Origin of the sequence: Marinobacter sp. ATCH36, assembly GCF_023555055.1 — a bacterium.
Taxonomy (GTDB): domain Bacteria; phylum Pseudomonadota; class Gammaproteobacteria; order Pseudomonadales; family Oleiphilaceae; genus Marinobacter.
In genome coordinates this window covers 473895-493207 of sequence record NZ_JAMJPL010000001.1, presented here as the reverse complement: position 1 = coordinate 493207, position 19313 = coordinate 473895, and the positions used below count along the sequence as shown (strand labels likewise).

Sequence of the window (19313 nt, the reverse complement as noted above, 5' to 3'; positions counted from 1 at the left end):
TGGAACGCCCATTGCAAAATTGTAAATTAAATCGACATTTTGCTTACCACTCCAACTGTGCCCCCGTCTGGTATTCAATCACCCGCGTTTCAAAAAAGTTTTTCTCCTTGCGCATCGTGGCCTGTTCATCCAGCCAGGGCGACACGTTCTTTGCGCCCGGGAACGGTTCTTCCAGGCCTACCGTTCTGGCCCGGCGGTTGGCCACGAAGCGGAACTGTTCGCTGTGGTACTCGGCGGAGTAACCCAGGATCGGATCTCTCAGGATGTAGTTGGCGTAGGCAACCTCCGCAGCTTCGGACTCTTCCCACATCTCGCTGACGGCTTTGGGGTCCAGGGTGATGTTTTCTTCTTCGAGAATCTGGTTCACCACCTTAAGGCCGAACGAAAAATGCATGGCTTCGTCCCGCAGGATGTACTGCAGCTGTTCACCGGTGCCACGCATCAGGCCACGGCGCTGCAGCGCGAAAATGGGGCTGAAACCATTGTAGAACCAGGTGCCCTCAAACACCGCTGCGAAGAACAGGTAGGACATGATGAACTCGTGTAAGTCGTCCTTGTTGCGCAGGTTCATGTCCGAGCGCATGGCGGCGTCCAGGCGGCGGTTGGCCATCTGGATCTTGCCGTTGATGGCAGGCACCACGCGGTAGCGGTTGTAGATTTCGCTCTGGTCGAGGTTGAGGGTTTCGATGCAGTGCTGGTAGGCCCAGGTGTGCATGGCCTCCTCGTACACCTGCCGGGCCTGGTAGATCTGCAGCTCCGGCGCGCTCATTTTCTCCATTACCGCCAGGCCGATGTTGCGCATGGCCAGGATGTCGGAGGTGGTGAGGTAGGCCAACACGTTTTCGTATACGTGCCTTTCGGGCGCGGACAGGCGGTGATGGTAATCATGGACATCCTGGGCCATGTTCACATCCAACGGCGTCCAGTGGTTCTTGTTGGCGTTCATGAAGTACTCCCAGGCCCAGGGGTACTTGAACGGCGCCAGCTGGTTGATGTCGGTTTCGCCGTTGATGACGCGCTTGTCGTCAACGTTGACCGGGGCCGGGCCTTCGGAGTCTGCCGGTTGGGTTCGGGTAGTTGGTTCGTCGTTCCAGTCAAGCATGGTGGATCTCCGTGGTTATTGGCAGGCTTCGCAATCTGGCTCATCGATGCTGCACACCTGTGGCTGCGGCGCGGCGACCGGGGCGGATTTTTCGGCGCCGGTGGCACCCAGGGAGCGCAGGTAATAAGTGGTTTTCAGGCCACGTTCCCAGGCCAGCTGGTACAGGGCATCCAGTTTCCTGCCACTCGGTTCCGCCATATAAAGGTTCAGGCTCTGGGCCTGGTCGAGCCACTTCTGGCGTCTTGCAGCGGCTTCCACCAGCCATCTGGGGTCAATCTCGAAGGCGGTGGCGTAGCGGGCCTTGAGTTCGTTGGGGATGCGGTCAATTTGCTGAACGCTGCCGTCGAAGTACTTGAGGTCGTTGACCATGACGTTGTCCCACAGGCCCTCGGCCTTGAGGTCCCGGACCAGGGACGGGTTCACCACCGTGAACTCGCCGGACAGGTTCGATTTAACAAACAGGTTCTGGTACGCCGGTTCGATGGACTGGGATACACCAACAATGTTGGAGATAGTGGCCGTTGGCGCGATGGCCATGACATTGCTATTGCGCATACCGTTCTTCGCAATCAGTTCCCGCACCGGTGCCCAGTCCAGGCGGCTGGTGCTATCAAGGCTGAAATCGCCATCCCGGCGGTTCTCCCTCACCAGGTTGATGGAGTCGATTGGCAGAATACCTTGCTGCCAGAGAGATCCTTCGTAGGTCTCATAGGAGCCGCGTTCGCCAGCCAGACTGGCAGAGGCGCGAATGGCGAAGTAACTGATCTGTTCCATAGCCAGGTCAGCGAACTCCACCGCTTCGGGGCTGGTGTACGGCAAATTCAGTTGGTATAGCGCATCCTGAAAACCCATCAGGCCGAGACCTACCGGACGGTGCTTGAAGTTGGAGTTTTTCGCCTGGGGCACCGCGTAGTAGTTGATGTCGACCACGTTATCGAGCATGCGTACTGCGGTATTTACGGTGCGTTCCAGGCGCTGCACGTCCAGCTCCCCATCGCGGATATGAGCCGCCAGGTTGATGGAGCCCAGGTTACACACGGCGATTTCATCGGCGCTGGTGTTCAGAGTGATTTCGGTACACAGGTTGGAGCTGTGCACCACGCCACGGTGCTGTTGCGGCGAACGCAGGTTGCAGGGGTCCTTGAAGGTGATCCAGGGATGACCGGTCTCGAACAGCACCGTGAGCATCTTGCGCCAGAGCTGCTTGGCGGGAATTGTTTTGAACAGTTTGATCTTACCTTGCCCGGCAAGAGCCTCGTAATGCTCGTAACGCTCACGGAAAGCGTTGCCATACAGGTCGTGAAGGTCAGGCACGTCGCTGGGTGAAAACAAAGTCCAGTCTTTGTCTTCGCGCATGCGCTCAATCAGCAGATCCGGCACCCAGTTGGCGGTGTTCATATCGTGGGTACGGCGACGCTCATCACCTGTGTTCTTGCGCAGCTCCAGGAATTCCTCGATATCAAGGTGCCAGCTTTCCAGGTAGGCACACACTGCGCCCTTGCGCTTACCCCCCTGGTTGACCGCCACTGCGGTGTCGTTGACCACCTTCAGGAACGGCACCACACCCTGACTACTGCCATTGGTGCCTTTGATGTGAGCGCCCAGAGCCCGCACCGGGGTCCAGTCGTTGCCCAGGCCACCGGCCCACTTGGACAGCATGGCGTTGTCGCGGATGGCACCGTAGATGCCTTCCAGGTCGTCCTGCACCGTGGTGAGGTAACAGGACGATAGCTGGGAATGTTGGGTACCGCTGTTAAAGAGGGTGGGCGTGGAGGCCATGTAGTCGAACGACGAAAGCAGATCATAGAATTCGATGGCCCGGGCGTTGGGGTCGTCCTCTTGCAGCGCCAGACCCATGGCCACGCGCATGAAGAAGACCTGGGGCAGTTCCAGGCGGTCGCCATTCCAGTTTATGAAGTAACGGTCGTAAAGCGTCTGCAGGCCCAGGAACCCGAATTGAAAATCCCGCTCCGGCTTGAGCGCTGCACCCAGGCGCTCCAGATCATAGGCTGCCATCGCCTCATCCAGAAGGTCCTGGCGAATACCCTGATGAACAAGCGCACTCAGAGCCTGTGGATAAACCTCCGCCAGCGGCAGGTCCAGGGGCAATTCGAGGGCAGTGGCGGTTTCGAGCCGCAGTTGTTCCAACAGCAGGCGGGCGGTGACGGCACTGTAGTCCGGCTCCTGTTCGATGCGCCCGCGGGCCGTCATGATCAGGGCAGACAGCACTTCCTCCTCGGCAATACCGTCATAAAGGTTGCGCAGCGCCCCTTCCACCAGGGACTCGCCATCAATACCATCCAGCCCGGTAGCGGCGTGCTCCACCTGCTGCTTCATCAGGCCCAGATCCAGAGGAGCAATGCTGCCATCAGCTTTCCTGACAGTCAGGTGGGGGTGAGCTTCCATCGGCTCGTCGATGGCTCGTTGGCGGGCGTGGTCCTCACGGTACAGTACATAGGCACGGGCAACCTTCTGCTCCTCCGCCCGCATCAGGGCCAGTTCCACCTGGTCCTGAATGTCTTCGATGTGTACCTTGCCGCCAGCTTTCAGGCGCCGGCTGATGGCCTGGATGACTTGCCGGGTGACCCGTTCCACGGAATCGTGAATGCGGGCTGAGCCCGCGGCTTCATCACCTTCCACGGCAAGGAAGGCCTTGGTCACCGCAACACTGATCTTGGCTGGATCGAATCCAACCAGGGTGCCGTTGCGTTTAATAACCTGTAGGGAGGTGGTATCGGTTGGCTCGAAAGCCCGGGACTCGACTAGGGTCGCCGTGGACATATTGATTCTCCTGAATACGCGTTGCTTTCCATGTCCTTCGCGCAGGCAGAGAGAATCGGAGGGACGTTATTGAACGCCCGATGTCGGTTCTACGATTCTGCTCACCTTGAAACGCGAAGGTGCAGTTGTCTCCCTGGCAGGTCTTCGGACTCAGGGGCATGAACCGTCTGGTTCGGCCTTGCGTGGCGACTTCCCGGCGTTAGCCAGTGTCTTTGTGCCACGCTTGTTCCCCAATACCGCTGCGCGTCAGTTCCGGATTTTCACCGGATTCCCAGTACCAATGTAATCACCATATCTGGTACTTAACCAAGGATACAAATACTATATACAGTAAAATCGATCACGACAAGAGAGCACCATGAAACTCGCACTCAGATACTTTCTGACAATCCTGATCCTCACCACTCCGGTCCATGCAGACAGTGAAGGCGGCTCGCTGGTAAAACCTTTTTCAGCCATGACATCCCTGGAGGATGGCTGGGAGCCGCTGGAATTTCCGAAAATCGACCGCCACAGCCACTATCAACTGGTTGATGACGACGGCAGTCAGGTTGTCGAGGCAAACACCGACAACAGCGCGTCCGGCCTCATTGCTCGTGCATCGGTTGAACCCGGAGACACGCTGATCCTACGCTGGCGCTGGAAGGTTTCCAATGTTTTCGATCAGGGCGATGCCCGCAGGAAGGACGGCGATGACTACCCCGCCCGCATCTATGTGGCGTTCGAATTCGAGCCCGGGAACGCCGGCTTTTTTGAGCGCGCCAAACGGAAAGCGGTGGAACTGGTGTTCGGGGAGCAACTGCCCGGCAACGCCCTGAACTACATCTGGGCCAACCGGTTGCCAGCTGGAAAAATCGTCGCCAATCCCTTCACCGATACCACGATGATGGTGGCGGTGAATTCCGGAGCCGAAAAAACCGGCCAGTGGGTCACCGTGGAAAGGGACATCGTTGCAGACTACAAAGAAGCGTTCGGACGCAAACCCCCAAAGCTGGTGGGAATAGCGATCATGTCAGACTCTGACAATACCGGGGAATCTGCCACCGCCTGGTACGGCGATGTAGAGCTGGTCCGGCCCTAAGGCGATTGTGGTAGTCCTGGAAGCACAAAACCTTCACTGAATGCCCGATACAGCGGAACTTCACCCCTGTCTGCAAGACGGAGGTAAGCATTGTCAAATTCGTCCCGCAATTGAGCACTTCTTGGGTTGGCCAGTGAGAATACCCAGGCGGCGTTCCTGGTTCGCACGGGGTAATCGCGAATCCCGGGAACCGGGAACTCCTTGAGCACAGCCCGGACCGCTTGGCGAAAACCGAGTAGGTAATCTCCCCGCCCACGCGCCAGCATCGCGACGCCAGCCCGGTGATTCGGCGCATAGATCACCGTGATTGCAGGACTGGATTCCAGCACGGAATCCAGTCCGCTGTGGGTATAGCCTGCAATCAGAATAAGAGTCTTACCGATCAGATCGTTAAAGTGAGCCACCGGCGGCGCGTTTTGCACCCCCCAGGCACTGAGTTGTAAAGAAAAGGGGCTGACAAAGCTCTCCAAGACTTGATTTTCGAGCGCCGGTATATCGGTGGCACCCGGCCATACGTCGATGCCGCCTGTGCGCAGGTAAAAATAGGCGCGGCTTATCGGCAAATACCGGAACTCCAGATCATACCCGGCTTCTTCCGCGACCTGACGGGTCAATTCAATAAAAACGCCTTCGGCACGGCCATTTTCAGCCTGGTATGTCAGCGGTGGCACATCCAAATAACCAACTTTCAGAGTATCGCGGACCTGCTGCGCGTGCGCGGGGCCGACAAGCGACAGGTATACGATCAGCAAAAGAGTCAACGGGCGAGCAACACCTAACTGCCCGCAATGCAGAACAAAACGGAACAACCTCATCAGATCTCTGGCTTTTATTATCATCGTTGCCGGTGGCCAATTCTTTTCAATATACAAAAAAGAGTAACAGACCTGCGCAGGAATGCACTGATCGCCAGCCGGTTTCAGACCAGGTTGATAACGCTGAACAGGCCAACCGCAGCCATCACGATGGTATAGGGGAACGCCATGATGACCATCCGCCCGTAGGACAAACGCACCAGTGGAGCGATGGCAGACGTCAGCAGAAACAGGAACGCCGCCTGGCCATTGGGTGTGGCTACGCTCGGCAGATTGGTGCCCGTATTGATAGCAATGGCCAGTTCCTGGAAATGCTCGTAGTCGATACTGCCGGCATCCAGGGCCTGTTTGATTTCGCTGATGTAGACCGTTGCAACAAACACGTTATCGCTGATCATCGACAGCAGCCCGTTGGCAATAAAGAACATGCCCGGTTGCTGGTCCTGAGGCAGGCTGAGCACAAAATCAATGATCGGCTTGAACAGATGCTGCTCATGAATCACCGCAACGAGAGCAAAGAACACCACCAGCAGGGAGGTGAAAGGCAGAGATTCCTGAAACGCTTTGCCGATCTGGTGCTCGTCGGTAACACCGGTGAACGACGTAATGAGAATAATCACCAGCAGGCCAATCAGCCCCACCTCCGCCAGATGAAATGCCAGGCCAATAACCAGAATCAGTGCCGCCAGTGCCTGTACCCACAAAGCAGCCTGGTCAGCCTTGGTACGCTTGGTGCGTTCGTTGTCAGCAAATTCCTCCAGCACCTGCCGCACCGGTTTCGGCAGGCGGGCGCCATAACCGAACCAACGTAGCTTCTCCAGCAGCCAGCAGGTCGTCAGGCCAGCGGCCAGCACCGGTAAGCTGACCGGTGCCATGTGTAGGAAGAAACTGGCGAAATCCCAGCCCACTACCTTGGCGATCAGCAGGTTCTGTGGCTCTCCGACCATGGTGGCCACCCCGCCCAGCGCGGTACCGATGGCACCGTGCATCAACAGGCTGCGCAGAAACGCCCGAAACTTGTCCAGGTCTTCCCGGTGCAGTTCGATCACATGGTCATCGCTGTTGGCGTTGTGATCAGCGTGGTGGTAACCCTTGCCGGAAGCCACCTTGTGGTAAACCGAGTAGAAGCCCACGGCAACACTGATAATCACTGCGGTAACAGTCAACGCATCCAGAAAGGCCGACAGCAATGCCGCAGCGGCGCAGAACAGCAGTGACAACGCCGACTTGGAACGCACGCCCACCAGTATCTGGGTAAACGTCACCAGCAGCAGCTCTTTCATGAAGTAGATGCCCGCAACCATGAACATCAGCAGCAGGATAACCGGAAAGTTCACCAGCACTTCGTGGTACACCGCATCGGCTGTGGTCATGCCCACCAGCAGAGCCTCAATGGCCAGCAGGCCCCCCGGCAGCAGGGGGTAGCATTTCAGGGCCATAGCCAGGGTAAAGATAAACTCGCCCACCAGAACCCAGCCGGCCACGGCGGGGCCCAGAGTCCATAAAATCAGCGGGTTAGCAATCAGAAAAAGAATAATGACCTGTTTGTACCAGGCGGGTGCGTTACCCAGGAAGTTGTGAGTAAAGCCGGACAGAACGGTTGTGGGCATTGCGGGAATCTTCTGAGTTAGCGGACGAGCGACAGTATATGGCAATCGCCCGTATCTTCCTTGATATTTCCCTACCCGGTAATCCATCGAAGGTACCGGGTAGGTGACTATTTGGTATTAACCGCAACCAGGAAGGGGGCCGGTCAGAAACGGTAGGAAAGAGACGCCGTTATGTTCCGCTCAGCGCCGTAGTAACAGAAATCCAGGCTGTTGTAGCAGGAGGCTACATACTCCTTGTCGAGCAGATTATTCACATTGAGTTGAGTGGAAACGCCGTCCAGGCCCAGTTTGCCAAGATCGTATCCCAGGGCCAGATCCACGAGGGTGTAGTCCGGTACCTTCCTGGTGTTGGCATCATCGGCATAGATATCCGCGATATGGCGCACACCCAACCCGGCATTGGCGCCGTCCAGTATCCCGCGGGAGAACCGGTACCCTGCCCAAAGGGTCAGCTGATGCTCGGGAACCTGGCTTGCACTTTTACCCTGACGGTACGCTTCGGACTCCTCGAAGGTGACGTCGGTGTAGGCGTAACCGAACTGAAGATTCAGGTTGTCAGTTACGTGAGTATTGGCCTCGAGCTCCACACCCCGTGATTCGATTTCACCAATACCGCGGTAGAAGGTTTCCTGTGGCAGCTTGGTAGCCAGATTCTCCTGGTTGATGCGGAACAGGGATATCGTGTACTGATCACGGGTGCCCACTGGCTGGTATTTCAGCCCGGTTTCAATCTGCCTGCCCTCGCTGGGTTCCAGCAAATCACCATTCTCATCGGTAAAGGCACTGGGCGAGAACGATGTGGAGTAAGAAACATAGGGTGCGATGCCATTATCGAAAAGGTAGAGCAGACCGGCCCGACCACTGAACTGGTTCTCCTCCAGTTCGGTTACATCGCCGGTGTCACGGTTGGTGTTTTCGATCTCGACCCGGTCATGACGGCCACCCAGCGAAAGCCGCCAGCCACCGACGGCCAACTGGTCCTGAACATAGACCCCGATCTGTTTCTGCTTGCGCAGATGGCGTACAGGCGGATACAAGGCTGATGGTTCGGCTCCGTATTCGGGGTCAAAGGCATCAATGGCAGGAAACGCCCCTGACGGCCACTCGACGTCGTTCTCCCGCTGCTGATAGTCAAGCCCCAGCAGCAGAGTATGGTCTACAGCGCCGGTTGTAAGCTCGCCCTGAAGCTGGTTATCCACGGTGACTGCCTGCAGGTCTTCGTCACCACCGGAGTAGTACCGGTTAAGCTCGGTATCCGACGCCCAGCGGAACGCATACACCTGCTTCAACTGGACATCGGAATCCAGGTAACGGGCTTTCTGCAGCGCGGACCAGTTATTGTTGATTCGATGCTCCAGATCGTAACCCGCCATGGCCATATCGCGCCGGAACGAGTCGTAATCCGGCTCACCCTCAAAAAAGCTGTTATCAATCTTTCTGCCATTACGGGAAACGACTGTGCCCTCGTAAGGCAAGCCACTGTGGTAGCCACCTTCAGGATCGCGCTGGAGGTACGCCAGCAGTGTAAGGCTGGTGTCGTCGGTCATGTCCCAGGTCAACGAAGGGGCAATGGCCCTGCGCTCCAGTTCCACTTTGTCCTGTTGCGCATCAGCAGCGGAAGCAATCCCGGTCAGGCGATAAGCCAACCGCTGCTCATCATCCACTGGCCCGGTAACATCAAAGGCGAAACTACGTTGTGCATTATTGCCAAGGCTTACCCGGATTTCGCCCTGGTCTGTGAATTGCGGCCGCTTGCTGGTTAACGCCACGATACCGCCGGGGGAGCCCTGCCCGTAGAGTACGGAGGTGGGGCCTTTGACAATCTCGATGCGCTCAAGGAACCAGGGATCAATAGCGAATGAGCTATAGGACCCGCCATCATTCATCACACGCAGACCATCCAGGTAGGTATTATTGATGCTGCCATCGGAAAAACCACGCAGGATCAGGTAATCATAACGATTGGACGAGCCCACCTGATTGGTGCCCACACCCGGGGTGTAATCAGCGGCACGCTGCACGGTGCGCGCCCCTTTCTCTTCCCAGTTTTCACGGTCGATCACGGAGACGGAGTGGGGCGTTTCCATCACCGGAGTTTCGGTTTTGGTGGCGCTGCGGGTTGCTGTCACATTCAGAGCATCCAGCATTTCCGGCTCACCCTGTCCCTGGGCCAGGACCGTTGGCGAGCCTGCAGTGCCGGCAAGGGCAGCGGCAATGACCAATGACAATCGGGTGTGTTGGAACATCAAAAACCTCTCTTGGATCTGACAATAATGTAATGCGAATTATTCTCTTTTGGATCCAAAAATAGATATGAGGTATGACAGGTTTTATATGGCCAACGCCAGATCTGGCAAGATCAACGGATGTCTTTGGGGGAGAGGCCGAACTGCCTGCGGAAGGCAGTGGCAAAATTGGTAGCGTGCCGATAGCCTGACCGATGAGCTGCCTGTTGCACCGAGTACCCCTGCTCCAGATAGTTTCTGGCCAGCGTCAGGCGGCAATTTCGCAGGTACTCGAACACCGATAATCCATAGGTCATCCGGAATTTTTCCCTCAGGCTGCTTGGGCTCATGGCGGCTGTGCGTGCAAGATCATCCAGGGAATATTCTTCCGCCGGGGCGAATTCCAGAAGCTGGCGAACGGCTTCCAGGCGCTGATGCTGCTGTGAGGAGGTGCGGCTTCTTCGTCCAGGCGGTTGTACCTGTTCCGGCAGGCCAAAACCCGTCAGCTGCATCGCAAGACCCTCGAGCACCAGGGTTTTCTGGAGTGTGGGCAATGTCGCGCAAAGGGAACGTTCAAGGGCAACGAGAAGGAAGGGCGGTACCTCCCAGAGTGCCACCGGATCATGAACGCCCCTGAGCAAAGCCCGAAGGGACCCCTGTTCTAACTTTGCGGGCACTGGTTCCGCCGGATCAAAGGCCAGGACAACGGTTTTTAACCGTTGCCCCGCAGGCTGATGCGCTTCAAGGGCATATTCCGGTCGCAGTTGCAGGCTGGCGGCCATTCCACTTTGCAATCCACGCTGCACGGCACCGATCGATAACCGGACCTGACCTTCAAGTACAATCACTATCAACAGGGGTGCGTGACCCAGCGACACCGATTCGTAGCTGTGAAAGACCGTCAGATCGGAGTGTGTGAAACGAAACCCGGATGGCAAGGCGGTTTCGTCGATGATTCCGTTGGCAACAATCAGGTCGCTAGCCAGCGCATCAGGATCAGCAACTCCGGGAAAACGGTAGTTGATTCCGTATTCACGGCCAAACGTCAGGAAATCCCGGATACTGAATGACGCTGGGCCGGGAGGTGTGTTCAACGGCCCGGCGACGCGGGCTCAACCGCCTCGGCCAGCATCTCGGCGGTGATCGCCGACAGTGTCCAGCCCAGATGGCCGTGCCCGGTGTTATAGAACACCGTGGGCAGGCGACCAGGGCCGACGCGCGGCATCATGTTCGGCAGCATGGGACGCAGGCCCGCCCAGGGCACCACGCGCCGGGTACAGACCCCCGGGAAGCACTGCTCGACCCAGCGGGTAAGCGGCTGAATCCGGTCATCGCGGATATCCCGGTTAAATCCACTGAATTCCGCCGTACCGGCAACACGGAAACGTTCGTCACCCAACCGGCTGGTGACGATCTTGGTGGCATCGTCCAGCAGACTGACCGTGGGCGCCGCCTTCCGCGAATCCTCGTCGTCCAGCTGCACCGTGATGGAATAGCCCTTGACCGGGTAGATGTTGACGCGATCCCCCAGCTTTGCGGCCAGTTCCCGGCTGCCCACGCCCGCACAGATCACCACACCATCAAACGTGTCACGGGTTTGCTCTTCACCATCAAACGATGTGACCCAGGCATGGGACTGATCCGCACTCAGTTCCGTCACCGAGTGTTCATAGCAGGTTTTGACACCGAGCCGGACCATGGCCTCCGCCAGGCCATTGGTGAACTTGTGGATATCTCCGGTGGAATCACTTTCAGTGTAGAAACCGCCGTAATAGGTGCCAGCCAGGGTGGGTTCGATGTCGCGCATCTCATCGGGAGTGACCGCACGCCGGTCAAGGCCTCCGGCGGCCAGCAGTTTCGACACCTTCGCAGCGTGGTCAAAACCGGCCTTGTCCCGATAGATGTGGAGGATGCCCTGCTTCTTCAGATCGAAGTCGATACCTTCTTCCTTCGCCCAGGCAAACAGGAATTCCCGGGCGGCAATCGCCAACCGGGCGGTTTCGGTAGTGTTTTTCTGGTACTGGGGAATGGCGGCAATAAACTCGGCAAACCAGCTGAGTTTGTGCCAGGAAGGCTTGGGATTGACCAGCAGCGGCGCATCCCGCCGCGACATCCACTTGATGCCCTTGATCACCGTCTGCCAGTTGTTCCAGACCTCGGCATTGGAAGCCGACAGTTGGCCGCCGTTGGCAAAGGAGGTCTCCATCGCCGCATAGCGGTGTTTTTCGTAAACAGTGACGTCCAGGCCACGCTTGGCCAAGGTGTAAGCGGTGGTAATACCGGTAATGCCACCACCAATAACTGCAATTCGCTTCATAACCGTCTCCAGGGGCGTCAAGGGCTTCCTCGCTACACAGATTGGTAGAGAGCACCCCTTCCGTCACTGGACCTGAGAGATTCACGCGCCGTTTCAACCAAACTGAAAACGACCGCTTGCTCCTTCGGTGTGCCAACAGACGCAATCGTCGGCAACTCTTCGGAAAGTCTTCATGTCAGCGGTCCTTTTGCCTGAGAGTTTCCGGGGCTGTTGCTCCTTCGGCGCCGAGTAAGACTCGATCTCTCCCGCTGACTTATCTATTTTACATTGAATATCAATCTGCTCCAGAACATAGCAAATAATTCCACTTCATGACACCTGGAGCTCAGCCCGGACGGTTCAAAAGCGCCAGCAACAGCCGGCGCACACAGGCCTTGGAGGACTCATCAGCACATGAGAAATCCTGGACATACAACTGATGCTCGCGCAGGAGCTGGTAAAGGCGGTCGGCATCGATTGCAATAGACACTGTTTCTGGCTTGAAATCCCCAAGCCAGTCGATACCTTTCTCGCCAGTGCCCTGTAGATGTCCCTGGTCCGGTTGCCTGAATGGCATGCCCATGCTACCCCCGGTTTCAGTGAAGCACCCTGGAACAGGCTCTGTTCGCCAGACCAACCGGTAACGATGGCCAGTTCAGGTAGTCGGCGAAAAACTCCGCCTGGCGCGAGCGATCCAACAGCACTGAAACGCACTCCTTCAACTCACAGCCGTCATGGGAAGCCGCATAACGCTCATCGGCCAAACACTCCACTGCACGAAAGACCACACGCTCCGATCCGGCACGATCACCGCAGTAACGCAGCACCTTGGATACCAGAATGGCCGCAAGCGTCATTTCGAGGTGCATGGAGGTCTCATCATTCTTACTATCGAGGCTCGCCAGATCGAATGCGCTACCAGCGAGGGAGACAGCGTCCCGCCACTGCTCCCGCTCGCTGCACGCATGGGCATTTTCCATCCAGAACAGCCAGAGGTCCTTTCGTTCCTGCAATGGCAGCTCGGCAAATTGCCGGCGATGATTGGGGCACAGAAAGTCCATATCGTTCTCCTTGCATCATGTCACAAATGATAATAATTACCATTTGCGTTAGATGCAAGAAGAGTGGCCGAAAATTTTCTGAGGATCTGCTGTTTATTCCACCGTCACACTTTTAGCCAGGTTTCTGGGCTGGTCCACATCAGTGCCTTTCAATACCGCCACGTGGTAAGAAAGCAGCTGCAATGGCACAGTGTAGACAATCGGAGCAGTAATCGGGTGCACTGATGGCAGCTGCATTACGTGAATACCCTCCTGAGCCTTCACATTGGCCGCCTGGTCGGCAAACACGAACAGTTCGCCACCCCGGGCCCGCACTTCCTCCAGATTGCTCTTCAGCTTTTCCAGCAGTTCGTTGTTCGGGGCGACCGTTACCACTGGCATTTCGCCATCCACCAGGGCCAGCGGGCCGTGCTTGAGTTCTCCGGCCGGGTAGGCTTCGGCATGGATGTAGGAGATTTCCTTGAGCTTCAGCGCACCTTCGAGTGCCACCGGGAACATTGCGCCGCGGCCCAGGAACAGGCTGTGGAACTTGTCCATGAACGATTTCGACAGTTCCACGATCTCGCCATCCAGTGCCAGCACCTGTTCCACCTGCCCGGGAACCAGACGGATGGCTTCAACAATTTCTGCCTCCCGCTCTTCCTCGAGGCCGTTATGACGAGCCAGTGCCAGGGTGAAGATCAAGAGTGCCGTCAACTGTGTGGTGAATGCTTTCGTTGAGGCCACGCCGATTTCGGGGCCGGCCTGGGTCATGATCACCAGATCGGATTCCCGCACCAGAGAACTGCCGGGGACGTTACAGATAGCCATGGCCGCGCGGAAACCGGCCTTCTTGGCCTGGCGCAATGCTGCCAGGGTATCGGCGGTTTCACCGGACTGGGAAATGCACAGGAACAGGGTATCGGGTTGGATAACGTGTTTGCGGTAGCGGAACTCCGAGGCTACTTCCACGGAGCAGGGCACGCCTGCGAGGTCCTCAATCCAGTAGCGCGCCACCATGCCGGCGTGATAGCTGGTACCGCAGGCGATGATCTGAACATGGCGTACATTTTCCAGCAGGTTGCCGGCCTGGGTACCGAGGGCCTGTTCCAGCACACGGGTATTGGTTAGCCGGCCTTCAGTGGTAGCGCGAATCACCTTCGGCTGCTCGTGGATCTCCTTGAGCATGAAGTGACGGTACTCACCTTTTTCAGCGGCATCCGAGCTGTGCTCGAAGCGGGTGATTGCACGCTCTACAGGTTGCTTGTCACGGTTATGAATCTCGATATGGTCACGACGGATATCAGCAATATCGCCCTCTTCGAGGAACATGAAACGGTCCGTCACCGGCAGCAATGCTAACTGGTCGGAGGCAATGAAGTTCTCGCCAATACCGACACCGACCACCAACGGGCTGCCTTCACGGCAAACCACCATGTGGTCCGGCTCGTCGGCGTGGATCACAGCCAGGGCGTAGGCGCCGCGTAAGTGCTCAATCGCCGAGCCGACCGCCTGGTAAAGATTGTTGCTCTGGCGGTATTGCTTTTCGATAAGGTGGGCGACCACTTCAGTGTCGGTCTGGGAGGTAAACTCAAAGCCTTCAGCTTTCAGCTCCTCCCGCAATTCCTGATAATTCTCGATAATACCGTTGTGCACGATTGCCAGCCGCTCGCCGGACATGTGCGGGTGAGCGTTGATCTGTGAAGGCTCGCCATGGGTGGCCCAACGGGTATGGGCAATACCAGCAGCACCCTCGAGGCCGTCACCGGTAATAACGTCCGCCAGTGCGGCAACCTTGCCCACTTCCCGCGCGCGGTTTATGGCTTGGTTGCTGTCGATAACAGCCATACCCGCCGAATCATAACCCCGGTACTCCAGGCGGCGCAGACCCTCCAGCAAGATACCCTGAACGTCCCTTTCCGATACTGCACCTACAATTCCACACATATAGCTATCACCTGTTCTTGATGTACCAAAGCCTTTTCGGACTTCTGAGTCAGTCTTTTTTAACCGGGCGTTCCCAGTTGTCGATATTACGCTGGCGGCCACGGGCTACGGCAAGGCCGCCCTCGTCCACATTACGGGTAATCGTCGAACCTGCACCGATAGTGACATTGTCTGCCAGTGACACAGGCGCTACCAGGGAGGTATTGGAGCCCACGAAGACACCGTCGCCGATAACGGTTTTGTACTTGTTCACCCCATCATAATTGCACGTAATGGTTCCTGCACCCACATTCACATTACGTCCGAGCAGGGCATCGCCCACGTAACTGAGGTGATTGATCTTGCTGCCCTCACCGACTTCCGCCTTCTTGGTTTCCACGAAATTGCCGACCTTGGTGTGGTCAGCCAGCCTGGTACCGGGACGCAGTCGCGCAAACGGACCGATTTGGGCACCAGTGCCGATGTCCGCTCCATCAATCACAGAATTGGCTTCAACCCGGGTTCCAGTGCCAATGGTGGCATCGCGGATGACACAATTAGGGCCGATGCTGACATCGTTCGCCAGGGTAACGTCGCCTTCAAAAACCACGTTGATATCGATCAGCACGTCCTGGCCCACCGACAGGTTGCCCCGCACATCCACTCTGGAAGGATCTGCCAGGGTAGCACCCTCGGTCATCAGGCGATTGGCTTCCTGACGCTGATACCACCGCTCCAGTTCCGCCAGTTGCAGCCGGTTGTTCACACCCTGCACCTCGTATTCATTGGCCGGCTGGGCCACCGCAATCGCGACACCATTGTCTGACGCCATAGCAATGATATCCGTGAGGTAGTATTCCCCCTGGGCGTTACTGTTGGACAGCCGGGGCAACCAGTCCTTCAGATGACGGGCCGAGACGGCAAGGATGCCGGTGTTCACTTCTTTAACGGCTTTCTGTGCATCGGTGGCGTCTTTCTGTTCCACGATTGCCGTAACCCTGCCATCGTCGTTGCGGAGGATACGGCCATAGCCATCCGGATTATCCAGGGTCACCGTCAACAGCGCCAGTGAGTCCTCACTAACCTGGGCGACGAGTGATTCAAGGGTTTCCGGGCGTGTTAACGGCACGTCACCATAGAGAATCAGCACCCGGGCATCGTCCGGAAGGTTTGGTAGCGCCTGTGCCACGGCATGTCCGGTACCCAGTTGTTGTTCCTGCAGAGCCCATTGCACATCCTCAACCGGGGTAATTGCTTTCACGTCATCGGCACCATGCCCGATAACACCGTGAATGCCAGCCGCTCCCAATTTACGAGCGGTGTCCATCACATGGTGAAGCATGGGTTTGCCGGCAATGCGATGCAGTACCTTTGGCAACGCGGATTTCATACGGGAACCCTGGCCCGCGGCCAGAATTACAACGTGCAGGGATGTCATAGGTATACCATGCTCCGCAATGGTGGCGAGTTTCGGTGTATTGAATAAAAAAAGCCGCGTCCCTGGCAAATGACACTCCGGAAACCTTCCGGTGAGTCATCCGTTTCAGGATGCGGCTCTTGTCAGGCGAACAGCTGCCGATACGCAGAATCCGGAGATAACCGGCCTCAGCGAACGTTTTTACGCAGCTTTTGAATCGTACGCAGCTGGGCGGCGGCTTCTGCCAGCTCGGCTGCGGCACGGGAGTATTCAAACTCGCCTGTCTTGTTTGCCAGTGCCTTTTCAGCTTCTTTCTGGGCTTCCAGTGCGGCTGCCTCGTCCACATCCTTGGCGCGGATAGCCGTGTCAGCCATCAGGGTAACAAGGTTGGGCTGCACTTCCAGGTAGCCACCTGAAACGTACAGAATTTCCTCTTTCCCGTCCTGCTTGATGATCCGCACTGATCCGGGTTTGAGCTCGGTCAGCAGCGGAGCGTGGCCCAGCTGTATACCCATTTCACCCTCGGTACCGGTAGCGATCAGCATCTCTACCAGCCCGGAGTAAATGTTTTCTTCGGCACTTACGACGTCACAATGTACTGTCATAGCCATTTCTGATGCCTCTTGGGTCCGAAAGCGAAGGAAGTATTACTTCTTCTTGCCTTCCTTCTCTTTCATTGCCTTCGCTTTCTCGATCACTTCCTCAATGCCGCCGCACATATAGAAAGCCTGCTCGGGCATATCGTCGTATTCACCGTTCAGAATACCTTCGAAGCTGGCGATAGTCTCTTTCAGAGACACGTATTTACCCGGAGAACCGGTAAATACTTCAGCAACGTGGAACGGCTGGGACAGGAAGCGCTCGATTTTACGAGCACGAGACACCGTCAGCTTGTCTTCTTCTGACAGCTCATCCATACCCAGAATGGCGATGATGTCCTTCAGCTCTTTATAACGCTGCAGAACGTTCTGTACACCACGGGCCACGTCGTAGTGCTGCTCGCCAATGGTCAGCGGATCCAGCTGGCGTGATGTTGAATCCAGCGGATCGATCGCCGGGTAAATACCCTTGGAGGCGATGTCACGGCTCAATACCACGGTCGCATCCAGGTGTGAGAAGGTGGTCGCCGGCGACGGGTCAGTCAGGTCGTCCGCCGGAACGTAAACTGCCTGGATAGACGTGATGGAACCGGTCTTGGTGGAGGTAATACGCTCCTGCAACTCGCCCATTTCCTGGGCCAGAGTCGGCTGATAACCTACCGCTGATGGCATACGGCCCAGAAGTGCGGATACCTCGGTACCGGCCAGGGTGTAACGGTAGATGTTGTCCACGAACAACAGTACGTCACGACCTTCGTCCCGGAACTTCTCGGCCATGGTCAGGCCGGTCAAAGCAACACGCAGGCGGTTTCCGGGAGGCTCGTTCATCTGCCCGTAAACCATGGCTACCTTGTCCAGTACGTTGGAGTCCTTCATCTCGTAGTAGAAGTCGTTACCCTCACGGGTACGTTCACCTACACCGGCGAATACCGACAGACCGGAGTGCTCTTTGGCGATGTTGTTGATAAGTTCCATCATGTTAACGGTCTTACCAACGCCGGCGCCGCCAAACAGGCCAACCTTACCACCCTTGGCGAACGGGCAGATCAGGTCGATAACCTTGATGCCGGTTTCCAGCAGGTCAGCGGAGGCTGCCTGGTCGGCATAGCCCGGGGCTTTCCGGTGGATAGCCCAGCGCTCTTCTTCGCCAATCTCGCCCTGCTCGTCGATGGGACGGCCCAGAACATCCATGATGCGACCCAGAGTCTGAGTGCCCACGGGTACCGAAATCGGCTTGCCGGTGTTTTCTGCTTTCAGGCCGCGCTTGAGGCCTTCGGTGCTGCCCATCGCGATGGTGCGGACAATGCCGTCGCCCAGCTGTTGCTGAACTTCCAGAGTTGTCTCACCACCTTCAAGCAGCAGTGCGTCGTAAACGCCCGGAACGGAGTCACGTGGAAATTCCACGTCGATAACCGCGCCTATGATCTGAACGATGTGTCCGCTACTCATGCTCGGTTCCTCGTTATCTTGATAGTCAATAAAACCAGTAGGATTGTGGGCAGGATCAGACCGAAGCCGCGCCGCTCACAATCTCGGAAATTTCTTGCGTAATGGCTGCCTGACGCGCCTTGTTATAGGCCAGCTGGAGCTCGTTAATGATGTCGCCGGCGTTATCTGTCGCGCTCTTCATGGCAATCATCCGCGCAGCCTGCTCGCAGGCAAGATTCTCTACCACGCCCTGATACACCTGGGATTCGATATAACGTGGCAACAGCCCATCGAGGATGGGGCGCGAATCAGGCTCGTAGATGTAATCCCACTGGTGACCGACTTCTTCATCATCGCCTTCCTGCAAGGGCAGAAGCTGCTCTGCTATCGGTGCCTGAGTCATGGTATTCACGAACTCATTGTAAATGAGGTAGAGGCGATCAATCTTGCCTTCCTCAAATGCATCAAGCATGACCTTGACGTTACCGATAAGCTTTTCAGCACTGGGACTGTCACCCAGATGCGTGAGCGCAGCAACTACGTTTCCGCCGTAGCTGCGGAAGAACGAGGCAGCCTTCTGCCCGATGGCGCAGATATCGGCCTCTACACCTTGTTCTTTCCATGCACGCATTTCACGAACGAGCAGCTTGAACGCGTTGGCGTTCAGACCACCACAGAGTCCCCGATCAGAGGACACCACAATGTAGCCAACACGCTTGACGTCACGCTCTTTCATGTATGGATGCACGTAATCCTTGTTGGATTTGGCAATATGTCCGATTGCCTGCCGCATCTTTTCCGCATAGGGACGAGTTGCCCGCATGCGTTCCTGAGCCCTGCGCATTTTACTCGCAGCCACCATTTCCATGGCGCTGGTAATCTTCTGCGTGCTCTTGATGCTTCCGATCTGGTTACGTATTTCTTTTCCGACGGCCATAAGTCACTGCCTTTTCAAGTTAGACACTCTTGTGGACCAACCGGCCCGCAATCGCG

At 56.8% G+C, this 19313-nt stretch carries 15 protein-coding genes and 2 riboswitches; of the genes, 1 reads left to right on the top strand and 14 read right to left on the bottom strand.

Annotated features, from left to right (window positions below):
* Positions 1 to 43 precede the first annotated feature (43 nt).
* Both M8010_RS02155 and M8010_RS02150 read right to left on the bottom strand, forming a co-directional pair.
* Positions 44 to 1102, bottom strand: coding sequence for a ribonucleotide-diphosphate reductase subunit beta (locus tag M8010_RS02155; RefSeq protein WP_250087559.1), 1059 nt, complete (start codon positions 1100 to 1102; stop codon positions 44 to 46).
* Between the two features lie 15 nt (positions 1103 to 1117).
* Positions 1118 to 3883 (bottom strand): ribonucleoside-diphosphate reductase subunit alpha, encoded by a 2766-nt coding sequence (locus tag M8010_RS02150; protein ID WP_250087540.1) that lies wholly within the window; start codon positions 3881 to 3883, stop codon positions 1118 to 1120.
* Positions 3884 to 4001: 118 nt separating this feature from the next.
* Positions 4002 to 4209, bottom strand: a riboswitch (cobalamin riboswitch).
* A 131-nt stretch (positions 4210 to 4340) separates the two neighbouring features.
* Between M8010_RS02150 and M8010_RS02145 the strand changes: the two genes are divergently transcribed.
* Entirely contained in the window at positions 4341 to 4964 is a 624-nt protein-coding gene (locus M8010_RS02145) for a DUF3047 domain-containing protein (protein ID WP_502846199.1), read from the top strand.
* Here M8010_RS02145 and M8010_RS02140 read toward each other — a convergent pair.
* The 12 genes from M8010_RS02140 to atpG all read right to left on the bottom strand — a co-directional run bounded on the left by M8010_RS02140 (position 4961) and on the right by atpG (position 19257).
* Positions 4961 to 5836 carry a substrate-binding periplasmic protein gene (locus M8010_RS02140; RefSeq protein WP_250087532.1) on the bottom strand — a complete coding sequence of 292 codons (876 nt, stop codon included), beginning with the start codon at positions 5834 to 5836 and terminating at the stop codon, positions 4961 to 4963. The genes M8010_RS02145 and M8010_RS02140 overlap by 4 nt on opposite strands.
* A gap of 47 nt (positions 5837 to 5883) precedes the next feature.
* Positions 5884 to 7389, bottom strand: coding sequence for a sodium/proton antiporter NhaB (gene nhaB, locus M8010_RS02135; RefSeq protein WP_250087523.1), 1506 nt, complete (start codon positions 7387 to 7389; stop codon positions 5884 to 5886).
* A 143-nt stretch (positions 7390 to 7532) separates the two neighbouring features.
* A complete protein-coding gene (locus M8010_RS02130) occupies positions 7533 to 9635 on the bottom strand; it encodes a TonB-dependent siderophore receptor (protein WP_250087515.1) in 2103 nt (700 codons plus the stop codon).
* A gap of 113 nt (positions 9636 to 9748) precedes the next feature.
* On the bottom strand, positions 9749 to 10708 hold the full coding sequence (locus tag M8010_RS02125; RefSeq protein ID WP_250087513.1) for a helix-turn-helix transcriptional regulator: 960 nt from the start codon (positions 10706 to 10708) through the stop codon (positions 9749 to 9751).
* The gene (locus tag M8010_RS02120; protein ID WP_250087510.1) at positions 10705 to 11931 is read right to left on the bottom strand and encodes a D-amino acid dehydrogenase; all 1227 of its coding nucleotides are present in this window, start codon (positions 11929 to 11931) and stop codon (positions 10705 to 10707) included. The genes M8010_RS02125 and M8010_RS02120 overlap by 4 nt, the downstream gene beginning before the upstream one ends.
* A 169-nt stretch (positions 11932 to 12100) precedes the next feature.
* Positions 12101 to 12189, bottom strand: a riboswitch (glycine riboswitch).
* A gap of 67 nt (positions 12190 to 12256) precedes the next feature.
* A complete protein-coding gene (locus M8010_RS02115; RefSeq protein WP_250087508.1) occupies positions 12257 to 12487 on the bottom strand; it encodes a hypothetical protein in 231 nt (76 codons plus the stop codon).
* Positions 12488 to 12506: 19 nt separating this feature from the next.
* Positions 12507 to 12971, bottom strand: coding sequence for a hypothetical protein (locus tag M8010_RS02110; RefSeq protein ID WP_250087506.1), 465 nt, complete (start codon positions 12969 to 12971; stop codon positions 12507 to 12509).
* A gap of 93 nt (positions 12972 to 13064) precedes the next feature.
* Positions 13065 to 14897, bottom strand: a complete 1833-nt coding sequence (gene glmS, locus M8010_RS02105; protein WP_250087504.1) for a glutamine--fructose-6-phosphate transaminase (isomerizing) — start codon at positions 14895 to 14897, stop codon at positions 13065 to 13067.
* Between the two features lie 49 nt (positions 14898 to 14946).
* Positions 14947 to 16314: a bifunctional UDP-N-acetylglucosamine diphosphorylase/glucosamine-1-phosphate N-acetyltransferase GlmU gene (gene glmU / locus M8010_RS02100; RefSeq protein ID WP_250087502.1), complete on the bottom strand. Its 1368-nt coding sequence runs from the start codon at positions 16312 to 16314 to the stop codon at positions 14947 to 14949.
* A 167-nt stretch (positions 16315 to 16481) separates the two neighbouring features.
* Positions 16482 to 16904 (bottom strand): F0F1 ATP synthase subunit epsilon, encoded by a 423-nt coding sequence (locus tag M8010_RS02095; protein ID WP_250087500.1) that lies wholly within the window; start codon positions 16902 to 16904, stop codon positions 16482 to 16484.
* A gap of 36 nt (positions 16905 to 16940) precedes the next feature.
* Complete coding sequence (atpD, locus tag M8010_RS02090) at positions 16941 to 18341, bottom strand: F0F1 ATP synthase subunit beta (RefSeq protein WP_250087498.1); 1401 nt, start codon at positions 18339 to 18341, stop codon at positions 16941 to 16943.
* Positions 18342 to 18396: 55 nt separating this feature from the next.
* Positions 18397 to 19257, bottom strand: coding sequence for a F0F1 ATP synthase subunit gamma (atpG, locus tag M8010_RS02085; protein ID WP_250087491.1), 861 nt, complete (start codon positions 19255 to 19257; stop codon positions 18397 to 18399).
* Positions 19258 to 19313: the final 56 nt, after the last annotated feature.